This is a genomic window from Streptomyces sp. NPDC058469 (genome assembly GCF_042721125.1).
Taxonomy (GTDB): Bacteria; Actinomycetota; Actinomycetes; order Streptomycetales; family Streptomycetaceae; genus Streptomyces.
This window is the reverse complement of the sequence record NZ_JBHXME010000155.1, coordinates 1-25694: the sequence shown is the minus strand read 5'-3', so window position 1 is coordinate 25694 and position 25694 is coordinate 1. Positions and strand designations below refer to the sequence as shown.

The window sequence follows — 25694 nt, the reverse complement described above, 5'->3', positions numbered from 1 at the left end:
GCCCTTGAGGGTCTCGGCCGCGGCGTCGGAGGTGTCGGGCTGGGTCACGGCTTGAGGAAGCCCGCCGCGGACAGCACCTTCTGGCCCTCGGTGGACTGCACGAGCGCGATGAACGCCTTGGCGGCGACGGCGTTGGGCGCGTTCTTGAGGAGGACGATCGGGTAGTCGTTGATGGCGTTGGCCGACTCGGGGAACTCCACGCCCTGCACCTTGCTGCCGGCGGCGTGCACATCGGTCTTGTAGACGACCGCCGCGTCGGCCTCCTTCAGCTCCACCTTCGTCAGAGCGCTCTTCACGTCCGCCTCGTACGACACCGGGGTGAGCTTCAACTTGCTTGCCGTCAGCGCCTTTTGGGCCGCCGCGCCGCACGGCACCGTCTTGTCGCAGAGCACGACCTTGAGGCTGGACTTGGTGAGGTCCTTCAGGGAGGCCACCTTGTCGGGGTTGCCCGGCAGGGTGGCGATCTCCAGCTGGTTGCGGACGAAGGTGGCCGGCGTGCCGACCGCGTCCTTCTTGTCCGTCACGATCGCCATGGTCTTGGGGCTCGCGGCGGCGAACACGTCGGCGGGGGCGCCGCCGGTGATGCTCGCGGCGAGGGTGTCGCTGCCGCCGAAGTTGAAGGTGACCTTGGTGCCCGGGTTCGCCTTCTCGAACTCCTTGCCCAGGGTCGTGAACGACTCCTGGAGCGAGGCGGCGGCGAAGACGGTGACGGTGCCGGACATCTTCGGGGACGCGGACGCCGAGGTGTCGGACTTCGAGGAGGACGAGTCGTCGCTGGAGGAGCAGGCGCTCAGGGCCAGCAGCGCGGCGGCTCCCGCACCGGCCACCTGCAGGGTCCGGCGGGTCCGACGCGCGGAACGGGTCATCACGGTTCTACTCCTCTGATTCTGCCGATAAGGGATCGTCGCGCCCTTGCCCGGCCGCAACGGCCGTGCCGCAACGATACTGCCGCATATGCAAGGCGTAAGTCTCCTGTCGCATCGCATGAGCTGCACTATCCGCTTGCTTGATGCGCATGTGCGTTTGTACGGGACTGCTGTCCGGGTACCACATTCCGGGAGGTGATGGCTCGTGACGCTCGCGCAGCTCGACCTGACCGGGGACCTGGCCCGCCCCGCCCGGCTGACCGTGCCCGACCTGCTCGGCTGGCCGCTGCACCATGTGCGGGTCAGCTTCGAGTGCGCCACGAGCGGTACCCAGGTGCACCGCTTCGCGGGACCTCGTCTCTACGACGTCCTGTCCTCGGCCGGCCCCGGCTTCGACCCCGTGCGCCGCAAGGACCGGCTGCGCTTCCTGATCGCGGTCAGCGGTGTGGACGGGCACCACGCGCTGCTGTCCTGGGCCGAGATCGACCCCGACTTCGCTCATGCCCCTGTTCTGCTCGCTGTCAGCATCGACGACACCCCGTTGGACCGTGCCGGACCGCAACTGGTGCTTCCGCAGGACCGTTGCGGGGCCCGGCACATCAGTGGGATCAGGGCGATACGGGCGGACGGGGGATACGGGGCGAGTTGGCCAGTGCCAGCCACACCCGGTCGCGGGTCAGCGGAAGTTCGGTGAAGCGCACGCCCGTCGCGTCCCGCAGCGCGTTGGCGAAGGCGGGCGCGACCGGGTTGAAGGGGCTCTCGCTCATCGACTTGGCGCCCAACGGCCCGATGGCGTCCGTCGTTTCCATGAAGTGCACCTCGGTGCGCGGTACGTCCGCGTACTGGGGGAGCCGGTAACGCCGGAAGGCAGCCGTCTCCACCGCGCCCCGCTCATCGATCCGGACGTTCTCGAAGAGGGTCGCGCCGAGCGCCTGGGCCACCCCGCCCTCGACCTGCCCCCGGCACTGCATCGGGTTCATCACCTTGCCCGCGTCGGCGGCGTGGACGCTGCGCAGGATACGGATCTCGCCGGTGCCGGGATCGACGGCGACCCTGAACCACTGCGCGTTGAAGGCCACCGAGCGGGGCGTCCCGCCGAAGTGCCCGTCGGCGGTGAACTCGACCCCGACCGCCGCACCCGCCGCGTGCAGCTCCTTCAGGGTGAGACGGCCGCCCGGGTGCAGTACGGCTTCCTCTGCCAACGTGCAGTCGGCGCGCGGGAGTTGGAGATGGGCGGCGGCGAAGTCGAGCAGGTGGTCGGCGAGGGCGCGGGAGGCGCGCAGGGTGGCCTTGCCCGCCACCACCGTGCCCGTGGAGGCGAAGGCGCCCGTGTCGTGCCGTACGACGTCCGTGTCGGACTGGCGGACGGTGATGCGGTCGACGGTGGTGGCGAGTTCACCGGCCGCGATCTGGCGGTGCACGGTCGTCGTGCCGTTGCCGAACTCGGCTGTGCCTACGGCGAGATCGAAGCCGCCGTCGGACAGGAGGCTCGCCTTCGCGTCGGCGATGTGGCCGCCGGGTGGACCCGTCGCGATCATCGCCAGGGCGGTGCCCTCGCCCACCAGCCAGCCGTCCGGGGGGAGTTGGGGGACGGGTTCTGCCTGGGCGCGGCGGACGATGGCGAGGCACTGGTCGAGGCCGTAGCTCGCGATGTGCAGGTCTTCTTCCTCGCCGCCGGGGGTGATCATCGGCTCGCCCGGGCCGATGATGTTCTTCGCCTTGAACTCCATTGGCTCCAGGCCCAGTTGGCGGGCCAGTTCGTCGAGTGCGGACTCCACGGCGAACATCACCTGGCCGAGGCCGTAGCCCCGGAAGGCGCCCGCCGGGACGGTGTGCGTGTAGACGGAGAAGGCGTCGACCTTCTTGTGCGGGGCGCGGTAGACGGCCATGGACTCGCCGACGCTGTGGAACATGACGGCAGGACCGTGGTTGCCGTAGGCGCCGGTGTTGGAGACAACTCGTAGTTGGAGCGCGGTCAGTTGGCCGTCGCGGCGGGCGCCTGCCTTGACGTTGATCGTGAAGGGGTGGCGGGTGGTCGCGCCGTAGAACTGCTCGGCGCGGGTGTACTCCAGTTTCACCGGGCGGCGCAGGCGCAGGACCGCGAGGGCCACTATGTCCTCGACGAGCATCTCCTGCTTGCCGCCGAAGCCGCCGCCGACCCGGCCGGCGACGACCCGCACCTGCTCCTCGGGGAGGTCGTACAGCGCGCACAGGGCGCGGCGGGTGAGGAACGGGGTCTGCGAACTGGTGCGTACCGTAAGCCTGTTGTCCTCGTCGAACCACGCCACCGCGCCGTGCGTCTCCAGGCTGGCGTGCTGGACGCGCTGGGTGCGGTAGGTGTCCTCGTACACGGCGTCGGCCTCCGCGAAGCCCGCCTCCACGCTGCCGATCTCGCCGTGCGCCTCGCCCACGACGTTGTTCTGCGGGCGCGAAATACGGGCCGTGGCGGCGTCCTTGTCGTGGACGACCGGGGCGCCGGGCCGCATCGCCTCCTCCGGGTCGAGGACCGAGGGCAGGATCTCGTACGTCACCTCGACGCGTCGGCACCCCTCCTCGGCGGCGGCCTCGCTGTCCGCGACGACGGCGGCGACGCGCTGGCCGACGTAGCGGACGGTGTCGTCGAGGACGCGGGTGTCGTCCGGGTCCTCCGTGGGGTGTTCGTGGCGGGCCGTGGAGAAGTGGCGTTCCGGGGCGTCGTAGTGGGTGAACACCGCTTGTACGCCCGGGACTTGGAGAGCAGCGGCGGTGTCGATCGCGGTGATGCGGGCGTGGGCGTGCGGGGAGCGGAGGAGCTTCATGTGGAGCAGGCCGGGGACGTCGATGTCGAAGGTGTAGCGGGCGGTGCCTGTGACCACTTGGGGTCCGGCGGGGGCGGGGAGGTTGCGGCCTACCGCCTCGCCCGCGCTCGGCGCTTCGGCGTGGCACACGCCGCGTACCGCGTCCTCGATGGCGCGGTAGCCGGTGCAGCGGCACAGGTTGCCCTTGAACGCCCTTGGCAGGTCGGTGAGTTGGTCCTCGTCCAGGACGGCCGTCGTCATCAGGAAACCGGCCGTGCAGAAGCCGCACTGGAAGCCCTGGGCGTCGAGGAACTTCCGCTGGACGGGGTGGAGTTCACCGTCCTCGGCGGCCAGGCCCTCGACCGTGGTGACGGCTCGGCCGTCGGCGCGGAAGGCCGGGTAGAGGCAGCTGTGCACCGGCTCGCCGTCCACGTGGACCGTGCAGGCACCGCAGTCGCCCGCGTCGCAGCCCTTCTTCACACCGAACCAGCCGCGCTCGCGCAGATAGGTGCGCAGACACTGACCCGGGCGGGGCTCCTGTGCGAAGGACCGGCCGTTGACCTCGATCTTCATGCCGCTGTCTCTCCCAGCTCCCGGCGGATCTCCTCCGCGTACCGGAACGTCATGTGCGCCCGCCACTCGGGCAGCCCGTGGATGTCGTCGAACCACTCGTCGTCCGCTACGGCGGAGGCGATCGCCGTGCGCAGTTGATCCGCCGTCGGTGGCAGTGGGAACCACAGGCGGAACGGGCGGACCGTCGACGCGGTGACCGTCAGCGCGAGCGAGCCGTCCGCCGGGTCCAAGGCGCCGATGACCAGGACTCCGGAGCGGCCGAGGCCGTAGAGCGAGGCCTGGCGGAACGCCGTACGGCAGGTCAGGGCGCGGGCCGGGATGGTGATCGAGCGGAGCAGTTCGCCCTCGGCCAGGTCCTTGCGGCCCGCGCCGGTCACGAAGTCGGCGACGCGGACCCGGCGGCGGAGGCCGTCCTGGGAGAGGAGGAGGCACTCGCCGTCCAGGGCGGCCGTGAGGGAGATCATCGGGCCTGCGGGCAGGGCGTTGCAGAGGTTGCCGCCGACCGTCGCCATGTTCCAGATCTTGAAGGAGGCGAGGAAGGCGCGGCAGCACTGCTCGAAGAGCGGGGCCGCGGCGGTCGTCAACTCCTTCGCGAAACGGGAGAGTTGGGCGATCGTGCAGGTGGCGGCGATCTCCAGGGAACCGTCCGGGTGCCGCTCGACGGGTGTCCAGCCGGTACGGCTCAGGTCCACCAGGCGGCGCAGGTGCGGTTGCGGCTCGGAGAAGAGATACGTGCCGCCGCCGAGCCAGGCGTCGCCCGGCCGCCAGGGTGTCGGCTGCCGGGCGTCGAGGATCTCGGCCACCGTGTTCAGGTCCATGACCGCCAGTGAAGCAACGCGGACCCGGTCGGGACGACTGGTTCACAGCACGGAAACGTCGACGTTCCACGGCCGGACACTGGAGGATCAACCAAGAGGCGTTTCGGTCGATTGGTCTTGCACTTACCATGCAATTACTCGCATTCACCTGGCGAATGCGAGATGCGAGGAGTCGGAACCATGCACGTCGAACACCTTCTTCAGGACGAGTCCCTCGGCCTGCGCCTGCTGTGGGCCGAGGACACCCGGCTGGCCCGGGAGATCAGCGGAGTGACCGTGACCGACCTGGAGGACCCCGCGCGGTTCGTGCGGCGGGGCGAGGTGGTGCTCAGTGGGCTGGTGTGGTGGTCGGCCGAGGACGGGCCCGGGCGGGCCGAGCGGTTTGTGTCCGCTTTGCGCGGTGCGGGGGCCGCCGCGCTGCTCGCGGGGGAGGAGACGCACGGCTCGGTGCCGGACGATCTCGTCGAGGCCTGTGTGCGGCACGGGGTTCCGGTGGCCGCCGTACCGGCGCACATCATGTTCCGCGCGATCACCGACACCGTGTACCTCGGGCGGTGGGGCGAGCTGAGCCGTCGGCACACGCTGCCGGAGAACGTGCGGGGGCGGCTGAGTCGGATGGCCGCGCAGGGTGCGGGCCCGGAGACGATCGTGGCGACGGCGTTCGCGCATCTCGAACGGGCCGTGGCGTATGTCCTCACGCCCTCCGGGCGGACGGTCGCGGCGACGCCGGGCGCCGGGGCGATACCGGTGGGGAAGGCGGCCGGCCTGCTGGCGGAGGCCGTGCCCGTCGACGCCGACGGGGTCTCGCCGTACGAGCGCTGGCACCTCTACCTTCCCGACCCCGACGACGCGCCGCCGCGCATGGTGCACGAGCTGGCCTCGGTGCTGGGGCGCTGCCAGGAGGCGCGGGTTCGGGCGCGGGCCGAAGAGCGGCAGACGGCGGACGAGTTGGGGGCGCTGCTCGCCGTGCCGGGTGTCGACGGTTCGGCTGTGGCGGCGGCGATGCGGGCCTGTGGGTTGCCGGACGAGGGGCCGTATCGGGTGCTCGTTGCGGAGACGGGGGCGCAGCGGGCGGGGCTGGCGGAGGGGGCGTTGGCTGAGGTTGTCGCGCATGCGTTGCCGGGGGCGGGCCTCGCGGATGTGCTGCCCGGGGTGGGGGCTGTGGGGAGGTTGCCGGACGGGGCCGCATTCGCGGTTGTGGCCGGGGCAGAGGCCGACGCGCTGCACGAGGTGTGGCCGCTTGTTGCCACGGCCGAACCCGCTGTGCCGCTCTACGGCGGCACCGGGGCGCCCGTCGGCAGTGCGCGGGAGCTCAACGGGGCGTTGGCGGAGGCTCGTTACGCGCTTGCCTCGGCGCGGAGTACCGCTGCGGGCGGCTCCGCGCTCACCGATGCCGCGACGCTCACGGGGCTGGACGCGCTGCTCACCGGTGTTCCGGCGGAGGTCCGTACCGCCTACAGCCGGACCGTTCTCGGTGAACTGCGTTCCAACGCCGTTCTGTTGGAGACCCTGGAGACCTTCCTGGCCTGTGACGGTTCCTGGGCGCGGACGGCGGAGGCGCTGCATCTGCATGTGAACTCCGTTCACTACCGCATCGGGCGCATCGAGCACTTCACCGGTCGCGACCTCTCCCGCCTCTACGACCGCCTCGACCTGTGGGCGGCCCTGTTGTGCCGGGCGGACAGCGCCTAACCTGCACGTTCCGGCGTTCCATCGGTCCGGGGAGGTTGGGCATGCTGCTGCGTCAGTTGGAGTACCTCGTCGCGCTCGCCCGTGAGCGGCACTTCGCGCGGGCCGCGGCGGCCTGTTATGTGTCGCAGCCCTCGCTGTCGGCCGCGATCCGGCGGCTGGAGCACGAGCTGGACGTGCCGATCGTGCGGCGCGGCAGACGGTACGAGGGGCTGACGCCGGAGGGTGAGGTGGTGCTGGCCTGGGCGCACCGCATCCTGGCCGAACGGGACGCGCTGCACCAGGAGTTGTCGGCGCTGAGGGGTGGACTGACCGGGACGCTGCGGCTGGGTGTGGTGCCCACCGCGCTGCCTGCCGCCTCCCTCCTCACCACCCCGTTCTGCGAACGGCACCCCCGGGCCCGGGTCGCCCTGGAGTCGCTGTCGTCCGTCGGCATCACCCAGGGGCTCGCCGAGTTCGAACTGGACGCGGCGATGACCTACATGGACGACGACACCCTGCGCAACGTCCGCCGCTTCCCGCTCTACGAGGAGCGGTACGTGCTTCTCACTCCGGTCGACGGGCCCCTTGCCGGTGTGACCAGGGCGAGTTGGGCCCAGGCGGCCACACTTCCCCTCTGCCTGCTCAACTCACGGATGCGCAACCGCCGCATCATCGACGAGTGCTTCGCCGCCGAGGGTGCGACGGCCTCCCCGGCGATCGAGTCCGACAGCGTCGCGGGGCTGTACACGCTGCTGCCCGGCGGCCGTTGGTCCAGCGTGATCTCGCACGCGTGGCTGCACATGTTCGACGTACCGGACGGGATGCGGGTCGTACCGCTGAACGGGCCCGCGCACGGTCCCCGGGTCGGACTGGTCGTCGCCCGCGGTGAGCCCCAATCGGTGCTGGCGGAGGCGCTGTTGAAGGTGGCCAGGGAGGCGGGCGTACGGGACGCGCTCGACGAACTGCTGCACACCTACCTGGGCGGCGACCGCTGACAGCCCCTGATGGCGGCTGATAGCCGCGGGCTATCCGGACATAGCAACGTTCGCTTTGACCAGGGCGATTCACCCCGAGGATCGTGAAGTGCATCTTCCGACAACGGAGTTGAGGAGCCGCGACATGGCCAAGGTTCTCTGTGTCCTGTACGACGACCCCACCGACGGATACCCGACGTCGTACGCACGCGACGACCTGCCGGTGATCGACCACTACCCGGGTGGCCAGACCACCCCCACCCCCGAGGCCGTCGACTTCACCCCCGGGCATCTTCTCGGCAGCGTCTCCGGTGAACTCGGCCTGCGCGCCTACCTGGAGGCGGCCGGGCACACCCTCGTCGTCACCTCCGACAAGGACGGCGAGGGCTCGGCCTTCGACCGTGAACTGGTCGACGCCGACATCGTGATCTCGCAGCCGTTCTGGCCCGCGTACCTCACCCCGGAGCGCATCGCCGCCGCCAGGAACCTCAAGCTCGCGGTCACCGCCGGCATCGGCTCCGACCACGTCGACCTCGACGCGGCGATCTCCCACGGCGTGACGGTCGCCGAAGTCACGTACTGCAACAGCATCAGCGTCGCCGAGCACGTCGTGATGATGACGCTGTCCCTCGTGCGCAACTACCTGCCGTCCCACCAGGTCGTGCTCGACGGCGGCTGGAACATCGCGGACTGCGTGGCCCGTTCGTACGACCTCGAAGGCATGCACGTCGGCACGGTCGCCGCCGGGCGGATCGGACTCGCGGTGCTGCGGCGGCTCGCGCCCTTCGACGTCCAACCGCACTACACCGACCGGCACCGGCTTCCCGAGGCCGTCGAACGGGAGTTGGGGCTGACGTTCCACGAGAGCGCCGAGGACATGGTGCCGCACTGCGACGTCGTGACCATCAACGCGCCGCTGCACCCCGAGACGGAGGGGCTGTTCGGCGACAAGCTGCTCGCGCAGATGAAGCGCGGCGCGTATCTCATCAACACCGCGCGGGCGAAGATCGTGGACCGGGATGCCGTCGATCGGGCGCTGCGCAGTGGGCAGTTGGCCGGCTACGCCGGTGACGTGTGGTTCCCGCAGCCCGCCCCGGCGGACCACCCGTGGCGCACGATGCCGCACCACGGGATGACCCCGCACATCTCCGGTTCGTCGCTGTCGGCGCAGGCCCGGTACGCGGCGGGCACCCGGGAGATCCTGGAGGCGTTCTTCGCGGGGCGGCCGATCCGGGACGAGTATCTGATCGTGGACGGGGGTGCGCTGGCGGGGACCGGCGCGCACTCCTACTCGGTCAACAAGTGACGGCCGAGGCCACCGCCACCGTCCTCGTCTGACGGCCGAGGCCACCGCGCGTCACACGCGGTCGATGTGCACGTTCGTCGACTTCACGCGGGCGGTGGCCTCCATGCCGACCTCCAGGCCGAGTTCCTCGACGGCCTCGCGGGTCAGCAGGGAGACGAGTCGGTGCGGGCCCGCCTGGATCTCGACCTGGGCCGCGACGTCGCCGAGCTTGATCGCGGTGACGATGCCGGGGAACGCGTTGCGCACCGAGGTGTACGACGTTTCGTCCTCGACGCCGTCGGCCTTGGCCAACGCCACCGAGAACGCGGCCAGATCGACACCGTTGATGAGCCGGCGCCCGCCCTCGTCGCGGTGGGTCGTCACCCGGCCCGCGTCCGCCCACCGGCGCGCGGTGTCCGGGCTCACGCCGAGCAGCCGCGCCGCCTGGCCGATTGTGTAGGACTGCATACGCGCCACCCTAGGGCCAGAAACGGACGGCGGTGGACGGGGGGTTGGCTCTGGGGTATAACGCGATATAGCGTCAGTCCGTCGATCGGGGTGAGGGTATGTCGGGTGAACTGATGAGCACGACCGCGTTGCGGGCCTCGCATGCGGACCGGGACCGCGTCGTGGACGTGCTGACCGGCGCGGCCGGCGACGGTCGGCTGACCCCCGAGGAACTCGACGAGCGCGTCGAGGCCGCCCTGACCGCCCGCACGATGGGGGAGTTGGCGGTCCTGACGGCCGACCTGCCGGTTGTGGCCGGTGCGGTCGTGGCCGAGGTCAGGGACGTCGTCCGCATCGAGCAGCACGGCGGTTCGGCGCAGCGTGGTGACGGTTGGGTGGTGCCACGCCGGCTGGAGATCCAGTCGAGCCTGGGCGACGTGACACTCGACTTCACCCAGGCGGTGATCACCCAGCCCACGCTCCGCATCGACCTCGACATGCACCTCGGTGCGCTACGGCTGCTGCTCCCGCCGGGCATCGTGGTGGACACCGACTCCCTGGTGTTCAGCTACGGGAAGATCAAGAAGCGGGGGCGCGTCGACGCCGGTGCGCCGGTCGACCTGCGGATCGAGATCGTCGGGCAGATACGGCTCGGGAAGGTCGTGGTGCGCCGGACGCGGCGCGGGGTCAGGAAATCCCCGACGCCCTGAGGACCGAGCGAGCGGTCTCGTCGTCGATCAGATGGCCCAGGTGACGCCGGACATCGGTGCCCTGCCGCAGCGTGCCGCGTTCCATCGAGTGCCGCATGCCCGTGTCCAACTCGTGCCAGAGCAGGGGGTTGGCGACCAGGACCCGGGGGTCCAGTTCGAGCCACTGCCCGTACGTGTCCCGCAGGACCAGGCGTGCGGAGACATCGCCGTACTGTCGTACGACGGTCAGCGCGTCCGTGTGCACCGTGCGCCGCAGGAGCGGGCTGTCCACGGTGAGCCAGCCGGGGCCCGCGGTGACGCGGTGCGGCAGCAGCACGGCGAAGATCGCCGCCGACAGGGCGAACCACAGCAGGGCGCGGGTCAGGGTCAGGGTTCCCGCGTTCCAGTCGACCAGCAGGGTCATGCCGAGGAAGCCGATCGCGCAGCCCGTCGCCAGCCGGGCGTCGCCACGCCAGTGGCGGTCGCCGGCCGGGTCCGGTGGTGGTGTGCTGTGCCGCATGAGGCCGACGGTAGGCCGCGGCGAGCGCCGTGCGCGGGGCGCTGACGGGGCTCTTACACTGCGGGACCGGATTTTGTCGTGCCTCTTACGGTGATGTCGGCTCGGGCGTCTCGAACGGTCAGCCGGTGTGGACGCGTGGCCGTCGCGTGCGGTCCGGTTCCGCCTCGCGCAGGACCTCGCGGGTGACCGGGGCGACCTCGCCCTGGCCGAAGAGGAAGAAGCGGAGGAAGTTGGCGAAGGGGTTGCCCTCGGTCCACTCGAAGTACATGTGCGGGATGCGGCCCGTCGAGTCGCGGACGTGCAGCATCAGCGCGGCCAGCGCGTTCGGGATGGACGAGGACTCCAGGGTCAGCACCCGGTAGCGGCCGTGCAGCACCTCGCCGCGCACCGTCAGGCCCGCCTCGAACTCGGAGGCGTCGAGGACCGTCACCTCCACGAAGACGAAGTCCTCGCCGGGGATGTCGTTGTCGTTGCGGATCTGCTCGATCTTGTCCCGGTACTCGGGCTTGTCGCGGCGGTCGGGCTCGTTGGCGACGAAGCGGATCTTCCGGCTCGCCATGTCGCGGATGAATCGTTCCGCCATGGAGTCCAACTGCACGCTCGTCACACGGAGTTCGAAGGCGCGGGCCAGCCGGGACAGCAGGGAGACCAGGATGATGCCGGCGATGAAGCAGGCGCCGATCTTCACACCGTCGGGACGTTCGATGACGTTCACGACGGTGACGTAGAGAAGGACCGCCGAGACGATGCCGAAGACGACGGTCCAGTTGCGCTGCTGGGCGCGGCGGGCCGCGATGGTCACGGCGATCGCGGCTGAGGACATCAGGACCAGGACGCCGGTGGCGTAGGCGCCGCCCTGGGCGTCGACGCTGGCGTCGAAGATCCAGGTGACCAGGAACGCGATCAGGGTGAAGACGATCACCATCGGTCGGACCGCGCGGGCCCAGTGCGGGGCCATGCCGTAGCGGGGCAGATAGCGCGGCATCAGGTTGAGGAGGCCGGCCATCGCGGAGGCGCCGGCGAACCACAGGATGGCGATGGTCGAGAGGTCGTAGACCGTGCCGAAGGCGTTGCCCAGGTACTCGTGGGAGAGATAGGCGAGTGCGCGGCCGTTGGCCTGGCCGCCGGCCTTGAACTCCTTCTCCGGGATGAGCACGGTGGTGATGAAGCTGGTGGCGATCAGGAACACGCTCATGATGAGCGCGGCGGTCGTCAACAGCTTCTTGGTGTCGCGGATACGGCCCTTGGGGTTCTCGTGCGTGTCGTCGGGGTCGCCCTCGACGTGCGGCATGACGGCCACGCCGGTCTCGAAGCCGGAGAGGCCGAGTGCCAGCTTGGGGAAGACCAGCAGGGAGACGCCGATCATCGCGAAGACGTTGCCGTGCTCGGTGGTCAGGGCGCTGGTCCAGTCGGTGACGACATGTTCCTCGGTGACCACGTGCCACATGCCGACGATCACGACGACGACGTTGAGGCTCAGATAGGCCGCGACCAGGTACACGGCGACGCCGATCGCCTCCAGGAACCCCTTCAGGAACACCGCGCCGAGCAGGGCGACCAGGATGAGCGTGATCAGCATCTGCTTGTCGTGCAGCATGCTCGTCAGGTGCGGGTTCTCCACGAGGTGGGTGGAGGCGTCCGCCGCCGACAGGGTGATGGTGATCAGGAAGTCCGTCGCCGCGAACCCGAGCAGGGTCAGGACGAACAGCTTGCCCTTCCAGAACGACAGCAGCCGCTCCAGCATCGCGATGGAACCCTCACCGTGCGGGCTCTCCTCGGCCACCCGCCGGTACACGGGCAGGGCACCGGCCAGGGTGACGATCACGAGCACGATCGTCGCGACCGGGGACAGCAGCCCGGCCGCGAGGGCCGCGATGCCCGGCTGGTAGCCGAGGGTGGAGAAGTAGTCGACACCCGTCAGGCACATCACCCGCCACCAGCGCTGGCCCTGGTGGACGTGCTGCTGGGGTTCCGGAGCGGTCTGCGGACTGTGCGAGCCGCCCTTCCCCATGTCGGCCAGCCCCTCCAGCATCCAGGCGCGCAGACGACTGGGAGGGTGTTCGGTCGTGGCCATCGGCGTGCTCCTGAGATGCGGGTCAGCGTGTGGTCTCCGGCCATCACGCGGACGGCGGCACCAGCGTAAGCGGAGAGTGACGCGTGGGCCCACGGATGCGGGGGCCTCCGGCGTCAATCTTCCGTTAAGACTGGCCGGGTTGGTGGAGGGGGCGCATCAGGAAAGGGGGACGGGGCTGGTTAGGGGTGTGCTGGGCTGTATGGGGGTGGAGAGTGGGGGACGGGGGTGGTGGATACCCAGCGTTACGGGGGCTGGTGTTTCGTCGCCTCGTAGCTCGGGGGTTCTGTTGTGTGGCGGGTGCGCGTGGGCTGTGGCTGGTCGCGCAGTTCCCCGCGCCCCTAGGTGGGGGTGCGGGGCCGGGGTGGGGATGGTACGGTCCCGTTTGGTGGCAGGCCGAGGAACTTGTCTGCTCGGTACGGAAGTTGTGGCCTGTGCCGACTCCGTCAATCCCGCCCGAGGGTGCGTCAGGACTCCGTCAACGCGCGTCGTTCCCGGCCTGATCCGGTTCCGGACTGACGGACGTGGGGGACGGGTGCCGTCCGTGGCGTGGCAGGTGGCAGGGGGAAGCACCGTGACGATCACGGCCGGGACATCGCGGAGGCCGAAGAGACCGGCTCCCGCACCGCCACCGGCGCGACCGCCGGTCGTCGCGTCCGGGGGAGGCCCCGACCCGCGTCCGGACAGCCCATGGCACCGCCTCCACCACCGGACCGTGGCCGCGCGGGCCGCTCTCCGCCGCCGCTACTGGGCCACCGTGCCCGCGCGGCTGAGCCTTCTGCGCGCGGCCACGGTCCTCCTCGCCACCCCCCGTCTACCAGCGCGACGACCGGACGATTCGCGACCTGCTCGCGAAGGGCGACGAGTCCGGCGCCGTGCAGTTCTGCATGGGCTGGGAACCGGGCACGTCCAACGCGCACTTCGAAGCCTGGATGGGCGCGTTGGACAAGGTGACCGCCATCAATCAGCGGCACTTCGACGGGTTCGTCGCGGGCGGGCGTTCGGACGTCACCGAGCTGCTGCCCTGGGCGCTCGGAGCCCTCCTCGCGGCAGCCGCGCTCACCGCCCTCGGGCTGCGGGCGCGGCTCGCCGAGTTCAGGTGAGTCACACGTCCGCCAGCCTCGCCTCCTCCAGGTCCAACGACCGCTGGAGCCGCCTGCGGGTCGTGTCGCTGATGGCGTGGTCGTCGTAGAGGCGCTGAAGTTCGACCGTTTCCACGGCGATCAGGTCGCGGCGGAGTTGGCGGTAGACCAGGTCGGCGGATTCCGCGTGGTCGGCTTGGCCGTTGTTCTCGGAGAGGCGGTCCCGGGCGTCGTCCAGGCGGGCGTTGAGGCCGCGGCGGAGACGGTCGAGGACCACGTCGGGTACGGCTTCCAGCTCCGCGAGTTCATCCAGGCGGCGGATGCCCGCGCCGGCCAACCGGCAGCGGGCGGACGCCTCTTCACGTTCCGTGTGGTCGGGTTCCAGGGCGATGCCGGAGCGGCGGACGACGGGCGCGAGCGTGAAGCCCTGTACGACGAGGGTGACGACCACGACCGAGGTGGTGAGGACGAGGACAAGCGGGCGGTCGGTCAGGGTGGCGCCGCTCTTCGTGACCTCCGGAATCGACAGGGCCGCCGCCAGCGGGAGGACACCCCGGGTGCCCGCCCAGGTCAGTACCATCGGCACCCGCCAGTTCACCCGGTGCACCCCGCCCTTGCGCTGGACCACCGCCGACAACGGCGCCAGCCACAGCAGGCGTACGGCGATCAGGGTGCCCGCCACCGCGAGCGCGTACAGCGGCCACGCCCGGTCGCCGTCGGACAGCGCCCGCACCTGGGCGGGCAGGGCAAGGCCGATCAGGGAGAACACCACGCTCTCCAGCAGGAACACCACCGTGCCGTAGACGGCGTGCAGTTGGAGCCGTATGCGGGCGTTGGTGAGCCGGTCGCCGCGACCGCCCAGTACGACCCCGGCGACCACGACCGAGGTCACGCCGGACGTGTGGGCGCCCTCCGCCAGGACGTAGGCCGCGTACGGCGTGACCAGGGAGATCACCGTCTCCAGGACCGGGTCCTCGGTGCGCCGACGGATCAGGGTGACGACGTACGCGACGGCCGCGCCGATGACCGTGCCGCCGCCCGCGAGCACGACGAACTCCCCGCCCGCCGTACCCCAGTCGGCCGCCGCCGAGGCCACGGCGACGCTCACCGCGACCCGGAACAGGACCAGCGAGGTCGCGTCGTTGAACAGGGACTCCGCCTGGACGAGCATCTGGATCCTGGGCGGCAGCGCGAGCCGTCTGCCCAGCGCGGTGACGGCGACCGGGTCGGTGCTGGCCAGGACCGCGCCGAGCACGAACGCCATCTGCCAGGACAGCGGGGTCACCATGGACGCCACCCAGCCCACCGCCGCCGCCGACGCGAGGACCAGGCCGATCGCGAGGATCCCGACCGGCTTCCACACCGCCTTCAGCTCGCGCCACGACATGTCCTCGGCACTGGCGTAGAGGAGCGGCGGCAGGACGACCAGGCCGATCACGTCGGGGCTGATCTCGATCGCCGGTGTGCCCGGCAGCAGGGCCACGGCGAGACCGGCGACCACGAGGAGGGAGGGTGCGGGAATCCGCCACCGGCGGGCGAACGTCGCGACCAGCGTCGCCAGAACCACGAGTGCCAGAACCGTACCGACGCCGCGCATGCCGTCCCCTTGTGGTCTTGGACGAGCCCATGTGGACTCCCCGCCGACCAGACTTCCCGGCACACCGCGCTTACCCTAACCCGGCCGGGCGCCGTCAAGACAGTGTCAACGTCCTCGCGGGCGGCGCCAGAGACGCGTCAAGAAGGCTGCCCGAGGCGCTGCGGGGCGCTTGTCTGGGAGGCGATGAACGACGTACGACGCGGGCGACTCAAGGTCTACCTCGGGGCGGCCCCGGGTGTCGGCAAGACCTACCGCATGCTCGACGAGGCACGGCGCCGGGCCGCTCGCGGCGCCGATGTGGTGGTGGGGTTCGCCGAGTGCCACGGGCGTCCGCTGACCGAGGCGATGCTCGACGGCCTGGAGATCGTCGAGCGGGCCCAATGCGCTTACCGGGGCGGGGAGTTCGAGGAGATGGACCTCCCCGCGGTGCTCGCGCGCAACCCCGAGGTCGCCGTGGTCGACGAGTTCGCGCACAGCAACGTCCCCGGCGGCGGCCGCAACGCCAAGCGCTGGCAGGACATCGATGTGCTGCTCGCCGCCGGGATCGACGTCCTCACCGCTGTCAACGTGCAGCATCTGGCGTCCCTCAAGGACGTCGTCGAGAAAATCACCGGGGTGCCGCAGCACGAGACGGTGCCCGACGACGTCGTACGCCGGGCCCAGCAGATCGAACTGATCGACATGCCGCCCGAGGGTCTGCGGCGGCGCATGGCGCACGGCAACATCTACACGCCGGAGAAGATCGACGCGGCCCTCGCCAACTACTTCCGGCCCGGAAACCTCACCGCCCTAAGGCAGTTGGCGCTGCTGTGGGTGGCCGACCGGGTCGACGAGGCCCTGCACACCTACCGCGCCGAGCACGCGATCGGCGGGGTGTGGGAGACCCGGGAGCGCGTGGTCGTCGCGCTGACCGGTGGCCCCGAGGGCGACACACTCATCCGGCGGGCCGCCCGCATCGCCGACCGGTCCGCCGGCGGTGATCTGCTGGCCGTGCACGTGGCCCGCAGCGACGGTCTCGCCGCCGGGGTGTCCCATGCCTCGCTCGCCCGGCAGCGGCGCCTCGTCGAGGACCTCGGCGGCAGCTACCACTCGGTGGTCGGTGACGGCGTCGCCACCGCCCTGGTCGAGTTCGCCCGCACCGAGAACGCCACCCAACTCGTCCTCGGCACCAGCCGCCGGGGCCGCCTGGAACGGTTCCTGACCGGGCCCGGCACCGGCGAGACCGTGACCGAGCTGTCCGGTGACATCGACGTGCACCGGGTCACCCACGAGCGGGCCGGACGCGGCACCCTGCTGCCCTCCCGGCGGCGCACCCTGTCGACGGCACGGCTCATCGCCGGGCCGGTGGCGGGACTTGTGCTGCCGGTCCTGCTCACCGTCTGTCTCGCCCAGGTGCGCGGCACGGTCAACCTCACCAGCGAGGCACTGCTGTTCCTGCTCGCCGTCGTCGGGGTGGCCTGCATAGGCGGCGTGGCCTCGGCGGTCATCGCGTCGGTGACGGCCTCACTGCTGCTCAACTACTGGTTCATCCCGCCCATCGGACAGTTCACCCTGGACGACCCCAACGCCCTTCTGGCGCTAGGGGTGTTCACGGTGGTGGCGGCGACCGTGGCCGCCGTCGTCGACCGTTCGCTACGACTGTCCCGCCGCTCCGCCCGCGCCACCGCCGAGGCCGAGACGATGTCCTCCCTCGCGGGCAGCATCGTGCGCGGCGGCCAGACGATCCCGGCGCTCCTGGAGCGCACCCGCGAGACCTTCGGCACCGACTCGGCGGAACTCGTCGACGAGCCACCGGACCACGAAGTCGGCGCCGGTGCCACCACCGTCCCCGCGGGCCCCGGCGCCTTCCTGGTCCTGCGCGGACGCACCCTGTCCTCCTCGGAGCGCCGGGTGCTGGCCGCCTTCGCCGCGCATGTCGGCTCCGCCGTCGAACGGGCCCAACTGGCCGAAGCCGCCGCCGAGATCGAGCCGGTGAAGGCTGCCGACCGACTGCGTACGGCGCTGCTGCGGGCCGTAGGACACGACTTGCGGACGCCGCTCGCGGCGGGGTGGGCGGCCGTCACCTCGTTGCGCGGGCGGGATGTCGAGTTCTCCGCGGAGGACCGGGACGAACTCCTGGCCACCGCCGACGAGTCCATGGCCAAGCTGAACCGCCTGCTGGAGAACCTCCTCGACCTCAGCCGCCTTGAGGCGGGCGTCCTTCCGCTGAGCCTGCGGGCCACGAGTCTGGAGGAGGTGCTGCCGATGGCGCTCGCGGACGTGCCCGACGTGGACCTGCGGGACGTGGAGTCGATTCCGCCGGTGCTCGTCGATCCGCCGCTGCTGGAACGCGTGATCGCCAACCTGGCCGGCAACGCGGCCCGGCACACCCCGGCCGGGCGGCGGGTCATGGTCACCGCCAGCGCGCTGGGCGGCCGGGTGGAGTTGAGGGTCGTGGACCGGGGGCCCGGGCTGCCAACCAACGGCCGTGAGCGCCTCTTTGAGCCGTTCCAGCGGCTCGGCGACACGGACAACACCGCCGGGCTCGGGCTGGGTCTCGCCCTCGCGCGGGGTCTTACCGAGGCGATGAACGGGACACTCACCCCCGAGGACACCCCGGGCGGCGGCCTGACCATGGTCGTGTCGCTTCCGCTGGCCGAACGGGCGAGCCAACCGGACCCGGCGACGGCCACTCCAACTCCCCACCGGACACCGTGAATCCCGCGGCCGTTACTCCAGGCCGGACACCTTGAACACGGTCTCCGCGGTCTCGCGCTCGACGCGTTCCGCGACCCGGCGCAGCGCGGTCGCCCCACAGGTGAGCGAGCCGGAAGCCACGGACTTGCGGGAGCCCTCGGAAACGCGGTGCCACAGGTCGGGGTTGTGCACCAGCACATCGGGATCGATCTCGACCCGGCCGCCCAACTCGTCCCGCAGCAACAGCCGTTGAGAGACCCCGTCCAGACAGCGCACGGACACGAGCCGGTCCGTGCGGACGCGTCGCTCGCGCAGCAGTCCGCGTGAGGACAGCCAGCCCTCGCCCGCCCGCACCCGGGCCGGCCAGAGCACCACGAAGAGCAGCACGGCGAGGGTGAGCCAGAGTGCGCCGCGCCAGAGGGTGAGATGCCCGCTGAAGTGGTCGACGAGCAGCAGGAGTCCGAGCAGCGCGCCCGCGCAGCGGAACGTGTCGCGCAGGTCCCGCGCCCACCGGCGGTCGTGCGCGTGTGCGTCGTCGGGGCGTCCCATGGTGGCGACGGTAGGGACTCCGGACGCACCGAGGCCGGGCCTTGACGCGACTCTGACGGGCGGCCGGTGCTTCTTGACGCCCTCGCAGCGGTGGCGGGCGGTTGCCCTGGTCACACGGTCGTCAAGTTCGCGTCAAAGAACGCGTGTTCGGCGCGAAGAAGACGCAAGGAGAAGGGGAAAACGGCGGCGGCGGGACAGAACCTGAAGCGCACTCGCGCGTTCCCGTCACCGCGCGTCCGTACGTGAAGGAGCCACCAGCATGACCGTTCTCACCGTCCAGCCGGGCGCTACGCCCGCCGACGAGGAGCCCCCGGATACCGGCGAACGCCACCGCCTGACCGCCCTCGCCGGCTTCGCCGCCCTCTCCCTGGACGCCATGGCGTCGGTCGCCTACGGCCCGGAGGCGATCGTCCTCGTGCTGGCCGCCGCCGGTGCGCACGGGCTCGGCTTCACCCTCCCGGTCACGCTCGCCATCGCCGCTCTGCTCGCGGTGCTCGTCGCCTCGTACCGGCAGGTCATCGCGGCCTTCCCGGACGGCGGCGGCTCCTACGCCGTGGCGAAGACCCACCTGGGCGCGCGGACCAGCCTGGTGGCGGCGGCCTCGCTGGTGCTGGACTACGTACTGAACGTCGCCGTGGCCGTCACGGCCGGTGTGGCCGCTCTGACCTCGGCCTTCCCGCGACTCTACGACGACCGCCTGTGGCTGTGTCTCGCGGTGCTCGTGCTGGTCACGGCGGTGAACCTGCGCGGGATCGTCGAGTCGGCCCGCGCCTTCATCGTGCCGACCGTCGTGTTCGTCGGCTCCATCCTCGTGCTCATCGCGGTCGGCCTGTTCCGGTCCGCTCCGGTGAGCACCGCGACCGCCGACGGCCACGCCTCCGCGCTCGCCGACAACGCGACGAGTGTCGGCACCCTGCTGTTGCTGAAAGCATTCGCCTCCGGTTGCAGCGCCCTCACCGGCGTCGAGGCCATCGCCAACGCCGTGCCCTCTTTCCGCACGCCCCGCGTGAAGCGGGCCCAGCGTGCGGAGGTCGCCCTCGGCGCGGTGCTCGGCGTGATGCTGATCGGCCTGTCGGTCCTGATCTCCCGCTTCCACCTCCAGCCCGTCCAGGGCGTCACCGTCCTCGCCCAGCTCGCGGACGCCTCCCTCGGCCACAACTGGGCTTTCTACGTCATCCAGTTCGCGACGATGATCCTGCTCGCCCTGTCCGCGAACACGTCCTTCGGCGGGCTGCCGGTGCTGCTGAAGCTGCTGGCCCGCGACAACTACCTCCCGCACGTCTTCGCGCTCAAGGCGGACCGCCAGGTGCACCGGCACGGCGTGCTCGCGCTGGCCGCGGTCTCGGCGGCCCTGCTGGTGTTCTCCGGCGGCGACACCAACACCCTCGTGCCGCTCTTCGCGATCGGTGTCTTCGTCGGCTTCACCGTCGCCCAGGTCGGCATGGTCCGGCACTGGCGCGGCGAACGCGGAACCGGCTGGCGCGGAAAAGCCCTGCTGAACGGCTTCGGCGCGGTCCTCACCGGCGTCGCGGCCGTCGTCGTCACCGCGACCAAGTTCGAGGAGGGCGCCTGGCTGCTCGTGATCACCCTGCCGCTGCTCGTGCTGGCCTTCGAGACCGTGCACCGCGCCTACGCGCACATCGGCGAACGGCTCGGCCTCGGCCGTATCCCGGAACCGCCGCACCGCGACCGGTCCGTCGTGATCGTGCCCGTCTCCTCCCTGTCCCGCCTCACCTCCGAGGCGCTGACGGCCGCGGCCTCCCTCGGCGACGAGGTGCGCGCGGTCACCGTCTGCTATCCGGACCCCGAGGACCGCGCCCACCTCCACGCCCTGGAACGCGCCTGGGCCCAATGGGACCCCGGCGTTCCCCTGGTCCGGCTCGCCTGCGAGCGCCGCTCCCTGGGCCGCCCCATCGCCGCCTACGTACGGGACGTCTCGGCGACGGAACCGGACACCCGGGTCACCGTCCTGATCGCGGAGGTGGAGCCCGTACGGCTGTGGCAACGGCTGCTCCAGAACCAGCGCGGTGCCGTCGTCGCCCATGCCGTACGGCGGGACACGGACGCGGTGATCTGCAGGCTGCGGTTCCGGCTGTTCTAGACGCCAGGTACGCCGAATGGGGGGCCTCCTGAGCGGGCCCACGCCATCGCCGTAAGAGTCGCGTCAAAGGCGTATGCGTCGCCGTAAGGGACCCGTCAACGGCGGCCGAATCCGGTCACGGGCGCGGTTACCTCTAAGCGTCCGTTCCATCCGAACCTCATTCCAGGAGCTCACGATGGCCGATCTGGCCTTCGTCGTCACCACGATCGCGGTCTTCGCGCTGGTGGCCCTCGTCGCCAAGGGGGTGACGAAGCTGTGACCGCCGAGGCTGCATTCATCGGCGGCGTCGGCTTCGTCGTGTCCGCCGCCCTGCCGGGCCATCCCGTCCCCGCCTGCGGGCGCCAGGGGGTGTCGCTGTGACCGCCGAGAACATCGTCGGCCTCGTCGTGGCCGTCGCCCTGCTGGGCTATCTCGTCCTCGCCCTGATCTTCCCGGAGAGGTTCTGAGAGCGATATGGGTCCCGTCCTTGCCGGTGTGCTCCAGCTGATCGCCCTGATAGCGGCGCTGGCGCTCGCCTACGTCCCCCTCGGCAACTACATGGCCAGGGTCTACTCCTCCGACAAGCACCTGCGGGTCGAGAAGTGGATCTACAAGGGCATCGGTGCCGACCCGAACACCGAGATGCGCTGGCCGGCGTATCTGCGCAGCGTGCTCGCCTTCTCGGCGGTCGGCGTCCTCTTCCTCTATCTCCTCCAGCGGATCCAGGGCATCCTGCCCGGCTCGCTGGGCTTCTCCTCGGTCAACCCGGCGCAGTCGTTCAACACGGCCGTGTCGTTCGTGACGAACACCAACTGGCAGTCGTACTACGGCGAGCAGACCATGGGTCACGTCGTCCAGACCGCCGGTCTGGCCGTGCAGAACTTCGTCTCCGCGGCCGTCGGTATCGCCGTCGCGGTGGCTCTCGTACGGGGCTTCGCGCGCTCGCGCACCGGTGAACTCGGCAACTTCTGGGCCGACTTGGTGCGCGGCACGATCCGCATCCTGGTGCCGCTGTCGGTTGTCGCCGCGCTCGTGCTCGTGGCCTGCGGCGCCATCCAGAACTTCTCCGGGATCCACGAGGTCGGTCAGTTCCTGGGCGGCCACCAGCAGTGGAACGGCGGCGCGGTCGCCTCGCAGGAGGCCATCAAGGAGGTCGGCACCAACGGCGGCGGTTACTTCAACGCCAACAGTGCCCACCCCTTCGAGAACCCGACCCCGTTCACGAACCTGTTCGAGATCTTCCTGCTGCTGGTGATCCCGTTCGCGCTGACCCGCACCTTCGGCGTGATGGTCGGCTCGATCAGGCAGGGTTACGCGATCCTCGCCACCATGGCCACCATCTGGGTCGGCTTCGTCGCCCTCATGATGTGGACCGAGTTCGCCCACCACGGCCCGGCGCTCCAGATCGCCGGCGGTGCGATGGAGGGCAAGGAGACCCGGATCGGCGTCGGCGCCTCCTCGATCTTCGCGGTGTCGACCACCCTGACCTCGACGGGCGCGGTGGACTCCTTCCACTCCTCGTTCACCGGTCTCGGCGGCGGAATCACCATCCTGGGCATGCAGTTGGGCGAGATCGCACCCGGTGGTACCGGCTCCGGCCTCTACGGAATGCTGATCATGGCGGTCATCGCGGTGTTCATCGCCGGACTGATGGTCGGCCGTACACCCGAGTACCTGGGCAAGAAGATCGGCACCCGCGAGATGAAGCTCGCGGCCTGCTACATCCTGATCACACCGGCCCTGGTACTGATCTTCGCGGCTGCCTCCATGGCGCTGCCGACCCCGCCGCACTCCATGCTGAACTCCGGCGCGCACGGCTTCTCCGAGGTGCTGTACGCCTTCACCTCCGCCGCCAACAACAACGGATCGGCGTTCGCCGGTCTCAACGCGAACACCGACTGGTTCAACACCATGACCGGACTCGCGATGGTGCTCGGCCGCTTCCTGCCGATGGTGTTCGTGCTGGCCCTGGCCGGCTCGCTCGCCGAGCAGAAGCCCGTCCCGGCCACCGCGGGCACCCTGCGCACCGAGAAGCCGCTGTTCACCGGACTGCTCGTGGGCGCGATCCTCATCATCACCGGTCTGACCTACTTCCCGGCCCTGGCGCTGGGGCCGCTGGCCGAGGGGCTGGCGTCATGAGTACCCGTACAGAGAACCAAGAGGACTCGATGTCCACAGCCACTCCGACCAGGGCGCCGCACAGCGATGTGCCGACCGGTCACAAGGACGAGGGACGGGTCGGCGCGGGCCTGTTCGACCCGAAGCAGCTGATCAAGTCCCTGCCCGACGCCTGCCGCAAGCTCGACCCGCGGGTGATGGTCAAGTCGCCCGTGATGTTCGTGGTGTGGATCGGCTCGGTGCTGACCACGGTCTTCTCCTTCAAGGACCCGGGCGACTGGTTCGGCTGGGCGATCAGCGCCTGGCTGTGGCTGACCGTCATCTTCGCCAACCTGGCGGAGGCCGTCGCCGAGGGCCGCGGCAAGGCGCAGGCCGACACCCTGCGCAAGGCCAAGACCGACACCGTCGCCCGGCGGCTCGTGGGCGACCGGGAGGAGCAGGTGCCCGGCACCGAACTCCGCATCGGCGACCTGGTGGTCTGCGAGGCCGGCGACATCATCCCCGGCGACGGTGACGTCGTAGAAGGCGTCGCGAGTGTCGACGAGTCGGCCATCACCGGCGAGTCCGCGCCCGTCATCCGTGAGTCCGGCGGCGACCGCTCGGCCGTCACCGGCGGTACGAAGGTCCTCTCCGACCGCATCGTCATCAAGATCACGACGAAGCCCGGCGAGACCTTCATCGACCGGATGATCGCCCTCGTCGAGGGCGCCGCCCGGCAGAAGACGCCGAACGAGATCGCGCTGAACATCCTGCTCGCCTCGCTCACCATCGTCTTCCTGCTCGCCTGCGCCACGCTGCCGCCGTTCGCGGACTACGCGGGTACCCACCTCACGATGATCGTGCTGGTGGCCCTCCTGGTCTGTCTGATCCCGACCACGATCGGCGCGCTGCTCTCCGCGATCGGCATCGCGGGCATGGACCGCCTCGTCCAGCGCAACGTCCTGGCCATGTCCGGCAGGGCGGTTGAGGCCGCGGGTGACGTCTCCACGCTGCTGCTCGACAAGACCGGCACCATCACCCTCGGCAACCGCCAGGCCTCCGAGTTCGTGCCGGTGACCGGCACCACCGAGGCCGAGGTCGCCGACGCCGCCCAGCTCTCCTCGCTGGCCGACGAGACGCCCGAGGGCCGCTCCATCGTCGTCCTGGCGAAGGAGGAGTACGGCCTCCGCGAGCGCCACCAGGGCGAGTTGGCCCACGCCGAGTGGATCGCCTTCACCGCCCAGACCCGCATGTCGGGCGTGGACGTCGACGGGCGCAAGATCCGCAAGGGCGCGGCCGGTTCGGTCGTCACCTGGGTCCGCGAGCGGGGCGGCGAGGTGTCCGAGGACGCCGGTGCGCTCACCGACCGGATCTCCGCGGCCGGAGGCACCCCGCTGCTCGTGGCCGTCGAAGACGCCGAAGGCGCACGGGTGTTGGGCGTCATCCACCTCAAGGACGTCGTCAAGGCGGGCATGCGCGAGCGGTTCGACGAACTGCGCCGCATGGGCATCAAGACCGTCATGATCACGGGCGACAACCCGCTGACCGCCAAGGCGATCGCCGAAGAGGCGGGTGTCGACGACTTCCTCGCGGAGGCCACTCCCGAGGACAAGATGGCGCTCATCAAGCGGGAGCAGGCCGGCGGCAAGCTGGTCGCGATGACCGGCGACGGCACCAACGACGCCCCGGCCCTCGCGCAGGCGGACGTCGGCGTGGCGATGAACACGGGCACGTCGGCCGCGAAGGAGGCCGGCAACATGGTCGACCTCGACTCGAACCCGACCAAGCTCATCGAGATCGTCGAGATCGGCAAGCAACTCCTCATCACCCGGGGCGCGTTGACGACGTTCTCAATCGCCAACGACGTCGCGAAGTACTTCGCGATCATCCCGGCGCTGTTCGCGGCGGTCTACCCGGGCCTGGACAAGCTCAACATCATGCACCTGGCCTCGCCCGACTCCGCGATCCTCTCGGCGGTCATCTTCAACGCGCTGGTCATCATCGCGCTGGTCCCGCTCTCCCTGCGGGGCGTGCAGTACCGGCCGGTCAGCGCCGACAAGATGCTCCGCCGCAACCTCGGGATCTACGGCATCGGCGGCCTGATCGCCCCCTTCATCGGCATCAAGATCATCGACCTCCTCATCTCCCTCATCCCCGGGCTGTAACTATTTGAAAGCGTGCTGATCGGCATGAACAACTCGGTATCCAACACAGCCCGGTTGCTCTGGGCGGGCCTGCGCGCCCTGCTCGTGCTGACCCTGGTGACGGGTGTCATCTACCCGCTGGTCGTCACCGGCATCGCCCAGGGGATCTTCCCCGGCAAGGCGAACGGCTCGGAGATCAAGGCGGACGGCAAGGTCGTCGGCTCGTCCCTCATCGGGCAGTCGTACAACCTGCCGTTGAAGAAGGGGCAGGAGACCCCGGACCCGGATCTGAAGTGGTTCCAGGGCCGCCCGCAGAACGGTCTCGGTACCAACAGCATCAACACGCAGTACTCGTTGATCCTGTCCGGCGCCACCAACCTCTCCGCCGACAGCAAGGTCCTCGTCCAGCAGGTGAAGGACGCCAAGGCCGCGGTCGTCAAGGACAACTCGGTGCCCGGCTACACGGTCAAGGCCTCCGCGGTGCCCGCCGACGCGGTCACGTCCTCCGGCTCCGGCCTCGACCCGGACATCTCCCCGGCGTACGCGGACATCCAGGTCCACCGCATCGCCGAGAAGAACGGCCTGTCCGTCGCCCAGGTGCAGAAGCTGGTCGACGAGCACACCGACGGCCGCACCCTCGGCTTCATCGGCGAGCCCACGGTGAACGTGCTGGAACTCAACATCGCGCTCAAGTCCCTTGTGAACAAGAGCTGATGGCGTTACACGACCGGCAGGGGAGTGGGGGGGGCCGGGCGGGGGACCGGCCCCCCCCCACACC

The 25694-nt window shown here is 70.4% G+C and carries 21 protein-coding genes; 13 read left to right on the top strand and 8 right to left on the bottom strand.

The window, feature by feature from the left end:
• Positions 1-44 precede the first annotated feature (44 nt).
• Positions 45-866 (bottom strand): molybdate ABC transporter substrate-binding protein, encoded by an 822-nt coding sequence (gene modA / locus ACFWP5_RS41825; RefSeq protein WP_384169563.1) that lies wholly within the window; start codon positions 864-866, stop codon positions 45-47.
• 205 nt (positions 867-1071) lie between these two features.
• Here modA and ACFWP5_RS41820 point away from each other — a divergent pair, with 205 nt between their 5' ends.
• Positions 1072-1560: a molybdopterin-dependent oxidoreductase gene (locus ACFWP5_RS41820; RefSeq protein ID WP_384169561.1), complete on the top strand. Its 489-nt coding sequence runs from the start codon at positions 1072-1074 to the stop codon at positions 1558-1560.
• Here the strand turns inward: ACFWP5_RS41820 and ACFWP5_RS41815 are convergent.
• Both ACFWP5_RS41815 and ACFWP5_RS41810 read right to left on the bottom strand, forming a co-directional pair.
• Positions 1475-4216, bottom strand: a complete 2742-nt coding sequence (locus tag ACFWP5_RS41815; RefSeq protein ID WP_384169559.1) for a molybdopterin-dependent oxidoreductase — start codon at positions 4214-4216, stop codon at positions 1475-1477. The genes ACFWP5_RS41820 and ACFWP5_RS41815 overlap by 86 nt on opposite strands.
• Complete coding sequence (locus ACFWP5_RS41810; protein WP_384169557.1) at positions 4213-5034, bottom strand: FAD binding domain-containing protein; 822 nt, start codon at positions 5032-5034, stop codon at positions 4213-4215. The genes ACFWP5_RS41815 and ACFWP5_RS41810 overlap by 4 nt, the downstream gene beginning before the upstream one ends.
• Positions 5035-5214: 180 nt before the next feature.
• Between ACFWP5_RS41810 and ACFWP5_RS41805 the strand changes: the two genes are divergently transcribed.
• From ACFWP5_RS41805 to ACFWP5_RS41795, 3 genes are all read left to right on the top strand, one after another.
• A complete protein-coding gene (locus ACFWP5_RS41805) occupies positions 5215-6726 on the top strand; it encodes a helix-turn-helix domain-containing protein (RefSeq protein WP_384169555.1) in 1512 nt (503 codons plus the stop codon).
• 41 nt (positions 6727-6767) lie between these two features.
• Complete coding sequence (locus tag ACFWP5_RS41800) at positions 6768-7700, top strand: LysR substrate-binding domain-containing protein (protein WP_384169553.1); 933 nt, start codon at positions 6768-6770, stop codon at positions 7698-7700.
• A 124-nt stretch (positions 7701-7824) separates the two neighbouring features.
• The gene (locus tag ACFWP5_RS41795; RefSeq protein ID WP_384169551.1) at positions 7825-8985 is read left to right on the top strand and encodes an NAD-dependent formate dehydrogenase; all 1161 of its coding nucleotides are present in this window, start codon (positions 7825-7827) and stop codon (positions 8983-8985) included.
• 51 nt (positions 8986-9036) lie between these two features.
• Here ACFWP5_RS41795 and ACFWP5_RS41790 read toward each other — a convergent pair whose 3' ends face one another.
• Positions 9037-9432, bottom strand: coding sequence for a molybdopterin-binding protein (locus tag ACFWP5_RS41790; RefSeq protein WP_384169549.1), 396 nt, complete (start codon positions 9430-9432; stop codon positions 9037-9039).
• Between the two features lie 113 nt (positions 9433-9545).
• Here ACFWP5_RS41790 and ACFWP5_RS41785 point away from each other — a divergent pair, with 113 nt between their 5' ends.
• Entirely contained in the window at positions 9546-10121 is a 576-nt protein-coding gene (locus tag ACFWP5_RS41785) for a DUF1707 domain-containing protein (RefSeq protein WP_384169547.1), read from the top strand.
• Here the strand turns inward: ACFWP5_RS41785 and ACFWP5_RS41780 are convergent.
• Positions 10099-10620: a hypothetical protein gene (locus ACFWP5_RS41780; protein ID WP_384169545.1), complete on the bottom strand. Its 522-nt coding sequence runs from the start codon at positions 10618-10620 to the stop codon at positions 10099-10101. The genes ACFWP5_RS41785 and ACFWP5_RS41780 overlap by 23 nt on opposite strands.
• A gap of 118 nt (positions 10621-10738) precedes the next feature.
• Positions 10739-12694 carry an amino acid transporter gene (locus ACFWP5_RS41775; protein WP_384169543.1) on the bottom strand — a complete coding sequence of 652 codons (1956 nt, stop codon included), beginning with the start codon at positions 12692-12694 and terminating at the stop codon, positions 10739-10741.
• A gap of 884 nt (positions 12695-13578) precedes the next feature.
• On the opposite strand from ACFWP5_RS41775, the gene ACFWP5_RS41770 reads away from it, so the two are divergent.
• The gene (locus ACFWP5_RS41770) at positions 13579-13794 is read left to right on the top strand and encodes a hypothetical protein (protein WP_384169541.1); all 216 of its coding nucleotides are present in this window, start codon (positions 13579-13581) and stop codon (positions 13792-13794) included.
• 1 nt (position 13795) lies between these two features.
• On the opposite strand, the gene ACFWP5_RS41765 is transcribed toward ACFWP5_RS41770, so the two are convergent.
• On the bottom strand, positions 13796-15370 hold the full coding sequence (locus ACFWP5_RS41765) for a Na+/H+ antiporter (protein ID WP_384169539.1): 1575 nt from the start codon (positions 15368-15370) through the stop codon (positions 13796-13798).
• Positions 15371-15553: 183 nt separating this feature from the next.
• Here ACFWP5_RS41765 and ACFWP5_RS41760 point away from each other — a divergent pair, with 183 nt between their 5' ends.
• Positions 15554-18067, top strand: a complete 2514-nt coding sequence (locus tag ACFWP5_RS41760; RefSeq protein ID WP_384169537.1) for an ATP-binding protein — start codon at positions 15554-15556, stop codon at positions 18065-18067.
• A 12-nt stretch (positions 18068-18079) separates the two neighbouring features.
• Here the strand turns inward: ACFWP5_RS41760 and ACFWP5_RS41755 are convergent, their stop codons facing one another.
• On the bottom strand, positions 18080-18595 hold the full coding sequence (locus tag ACFWP5_RS41755) for a hypothetical protein (RefSeq protein WP_384169535.1): 516 nt from the start codon (positions 18593-18595) through the stop codon (positions 18080-18082).
• A 259-nt stretch (positions 18596-18854) separates the two neighbouring features.
• On the opposite strand from ACFWP5_RS41755, the gene ACFWP5_RS41750 reads away from it, so the two are divergent.
• From ACFWP5_RS41750 to ACFWP5_RS41725, 6 genes are all read left to right on the top strand, one after another.
• A complete protein-coding gene (locus tag ACFWP5_RS41750) occupies positions 18855-20696 on the top strand; it encodes an APC family permease (protein ID WP_384169533.1) in 1842 nt (613 codons plus the stop codon).
• A gap of 73 nt (positions 20697-20769) precedes the next feature.
• Complete coding sequence (locus tag ACFWP5_RS41745; RefSeq protein ID WP_384169531.1) at positions 20770-20955, top strand: hypothetical protein; 186 nt, start codon at positions 20770-20772, stop codon at positions 20953-20955.
• Between the two features lie 97 nt (positions 20956-21052).
• Positions 21053-21142, top strand: a complete 90-nt coding sequence (gene kdpF, locus ACFWP5_RS41740; protein WP_016434100.1) for a K(+)-transporting ATPase subunit F — start codon at positions 21053-21055, stop codon at positions 21140-21142.
• Positions 21143-21149: 7 nt separating this feature from the next.
• Positions 21150-22814, top strand: coding sequence for a potassium-transporting ATPase subunit KdpA (kdpA, locus tag ACFWP5_RS41735; RefSeq protein WP_384169529.1), 1665 nt, complete (start codon positions 21150-21152; stop codon positions 22812-22814).
• Between the two features lie 29 nt (positions 22815-22843).
• Entirely contained in the window at positions 22844-24937 is a 2094-nt protein-coding gene (gene kdpB / locus ACFWP5_RS41730; protein ID WP_384169565.1) for a potassium-transporting ATPase subunit KdpB, read from the top strand.
• A gap of 24 nt (positions 24938-24961) precedes the next feature.
• Positions 24962-25630: a potassium-transporting ATPase subunit C gene (locus ACFWP5_RS41725; RefSeq protein WP_384169527.1), complete on the top strand. Its 669-nt coding sequence runs from the start codon at positions 24962-24964 to the stop codon at positions 25628-25630.
• Positions 25631-25694: the final 64 nt, after the last annotated feature.

What these genes read in the sequence shown, in the direction of transcription:
- modA (WP_384169563.1), bottom strand. Translation starts at nt 866, where the DNA reads ATGACCCGTTCCGCGCGTCGGACCCGCCGGACCCTGCAGGTGGCCGGT.
- ACFWP5_RS41815 (WP_384169559.1), bottom strand. Translation starts at nt 4,216, where the DNA reads ATGAAGATCGAGGTCAACGGCCGGTCCTTCGCACAGGAGCCCCGCCCG.
- ACFWP5_RS41810 (WP_384169557.1), bottom strand. Translation starts at nt 5,034, where the DNA reads ATGGACCTGAACACGGTGGCCGAGATCCTCGACGCCCGGCAGCCGACA.
- ACFWP5_RS41805 (WP_384169555.1), top strand. Translation starts at nt 5,215, where the DNA reads ATGCACGTCGAACACCTTCTTCAGGACGAGTCCCTCGGCCTGCGCCTG.
- ACFWP5_RS41800 (WP_384169553.1), top strand. Translation starts at nt 6,768, where the DNA reads ATGCTGCTGCGTCAGTTGGAGTACCTCGTCGCGCTCGCCCGTGAGCGG.
- ACFWP5_RS41795 (WP_384169551.1), top strand. Translation starts at nt 7,825, where the DNA reads ATGGCCAAGGTTCTCTGTGTCCTGTACGACGACCCCACCGACGGATAC.
- ACFWP5_RS41790 (WP_384169549.1), bottom strand. Translation starts at nt 9,432, where the DNA reads ATGCAGTCCTACACAATCGGCCAGGCGGCGCGGCTGCTCGGCGTGAGC.
- ACFWP5_RS41785 (WP_384169547.1), top strand. Translation starts at nt 9,546, where the DNA reads ATGAGCACGACCGCGTTGCGGGCCTCGCATGCGGACCGGGACCGCGTC.
- ACFWP5_RS41780 (WP_384169545.1), bottom strand. Translation starts at nt 10,620, where the DNA reads ATGCGGCACAGCACACCACCACCGGACCCGGCCGGCGACCGCCACTGG.
- ACFWP5_RS41775 (WP_384169543.1), bottom strand. Translation starts at nt 12,694, where the DNA reads ATGGCCACGACCGAACACCCTCCCAGTCGTCTGCGCGCCTGGATGCTG.
- ACFWP5_RS41770 (WP_384169541.1), top strand. Translation starts at nt 13,579, where the DNA reads ATGGGCTGGGAACCGGGCACGTCCAACGCGCACTTCGAAGCCTGGATG.
- ACFWP5_RS41765 (WP_384169539.1), bottom strand. Translation starts at nt 15,370, where the DNA reads ATGCGCGGCGTCGGTACGGTTCTGGCACTCGTGGTTCTGGCGACGCTG.
- ACFWP5_RS41760 (WP_384169537.1), top strand. Translation starts at nt 15,554, where the DNA reads ATGAACGACGTACGACGCGGGCGACTCAAGGTCTACCTCGGGGCGGCC.
- ACFWP5_RS41755 (WP_384169535.1), bottom strand. Translation starts at nt 18,595, where the DNA reads ATGGGACGCCCCGACGACGCACACGCGCACGACCGCCGGTGGGCGCGG.
- ACFWP5_RS41750 (WP_384169533.1), top strand. Translation starts at nt 18,855, where the DNA reads ATGACCGTTCTCACCGTCCAGCCGGGCGCTACGCCCGCCGACGAGGAG.
- ACFWP5_RS41745 (WP_384169531.1), top strand. Translation starts at nt 20,770, where the DNA reads ATGCGTCGCCGTAAGGGACCCGTCAACGGCGGCCGAATCCGGTCACGG.
- kdpA (WP_384169529.1), top strand. Translation starts at nt 21,150, where the DNA reads ATGGGTCCCGTCCTTGCCGGTGTGCTCCAGCTGATCGCCCTGATAGCG.
- kdpB (WP_384169565.1), top strand. Translation starts at nt 22,844, where the DNA reads ATGTCCACAGCCACTCCGACCAGGGCGCCGCACAGCGATGTGCCGACC.
- ACFWP5_RS41725 (WP_384169527.1), top strand. Translation starts at nt 24,962, where the DNA reads ATGAACAACTCGGTATCCAACACAGCCCGGTTGCTCTGGGCGGGCCTG.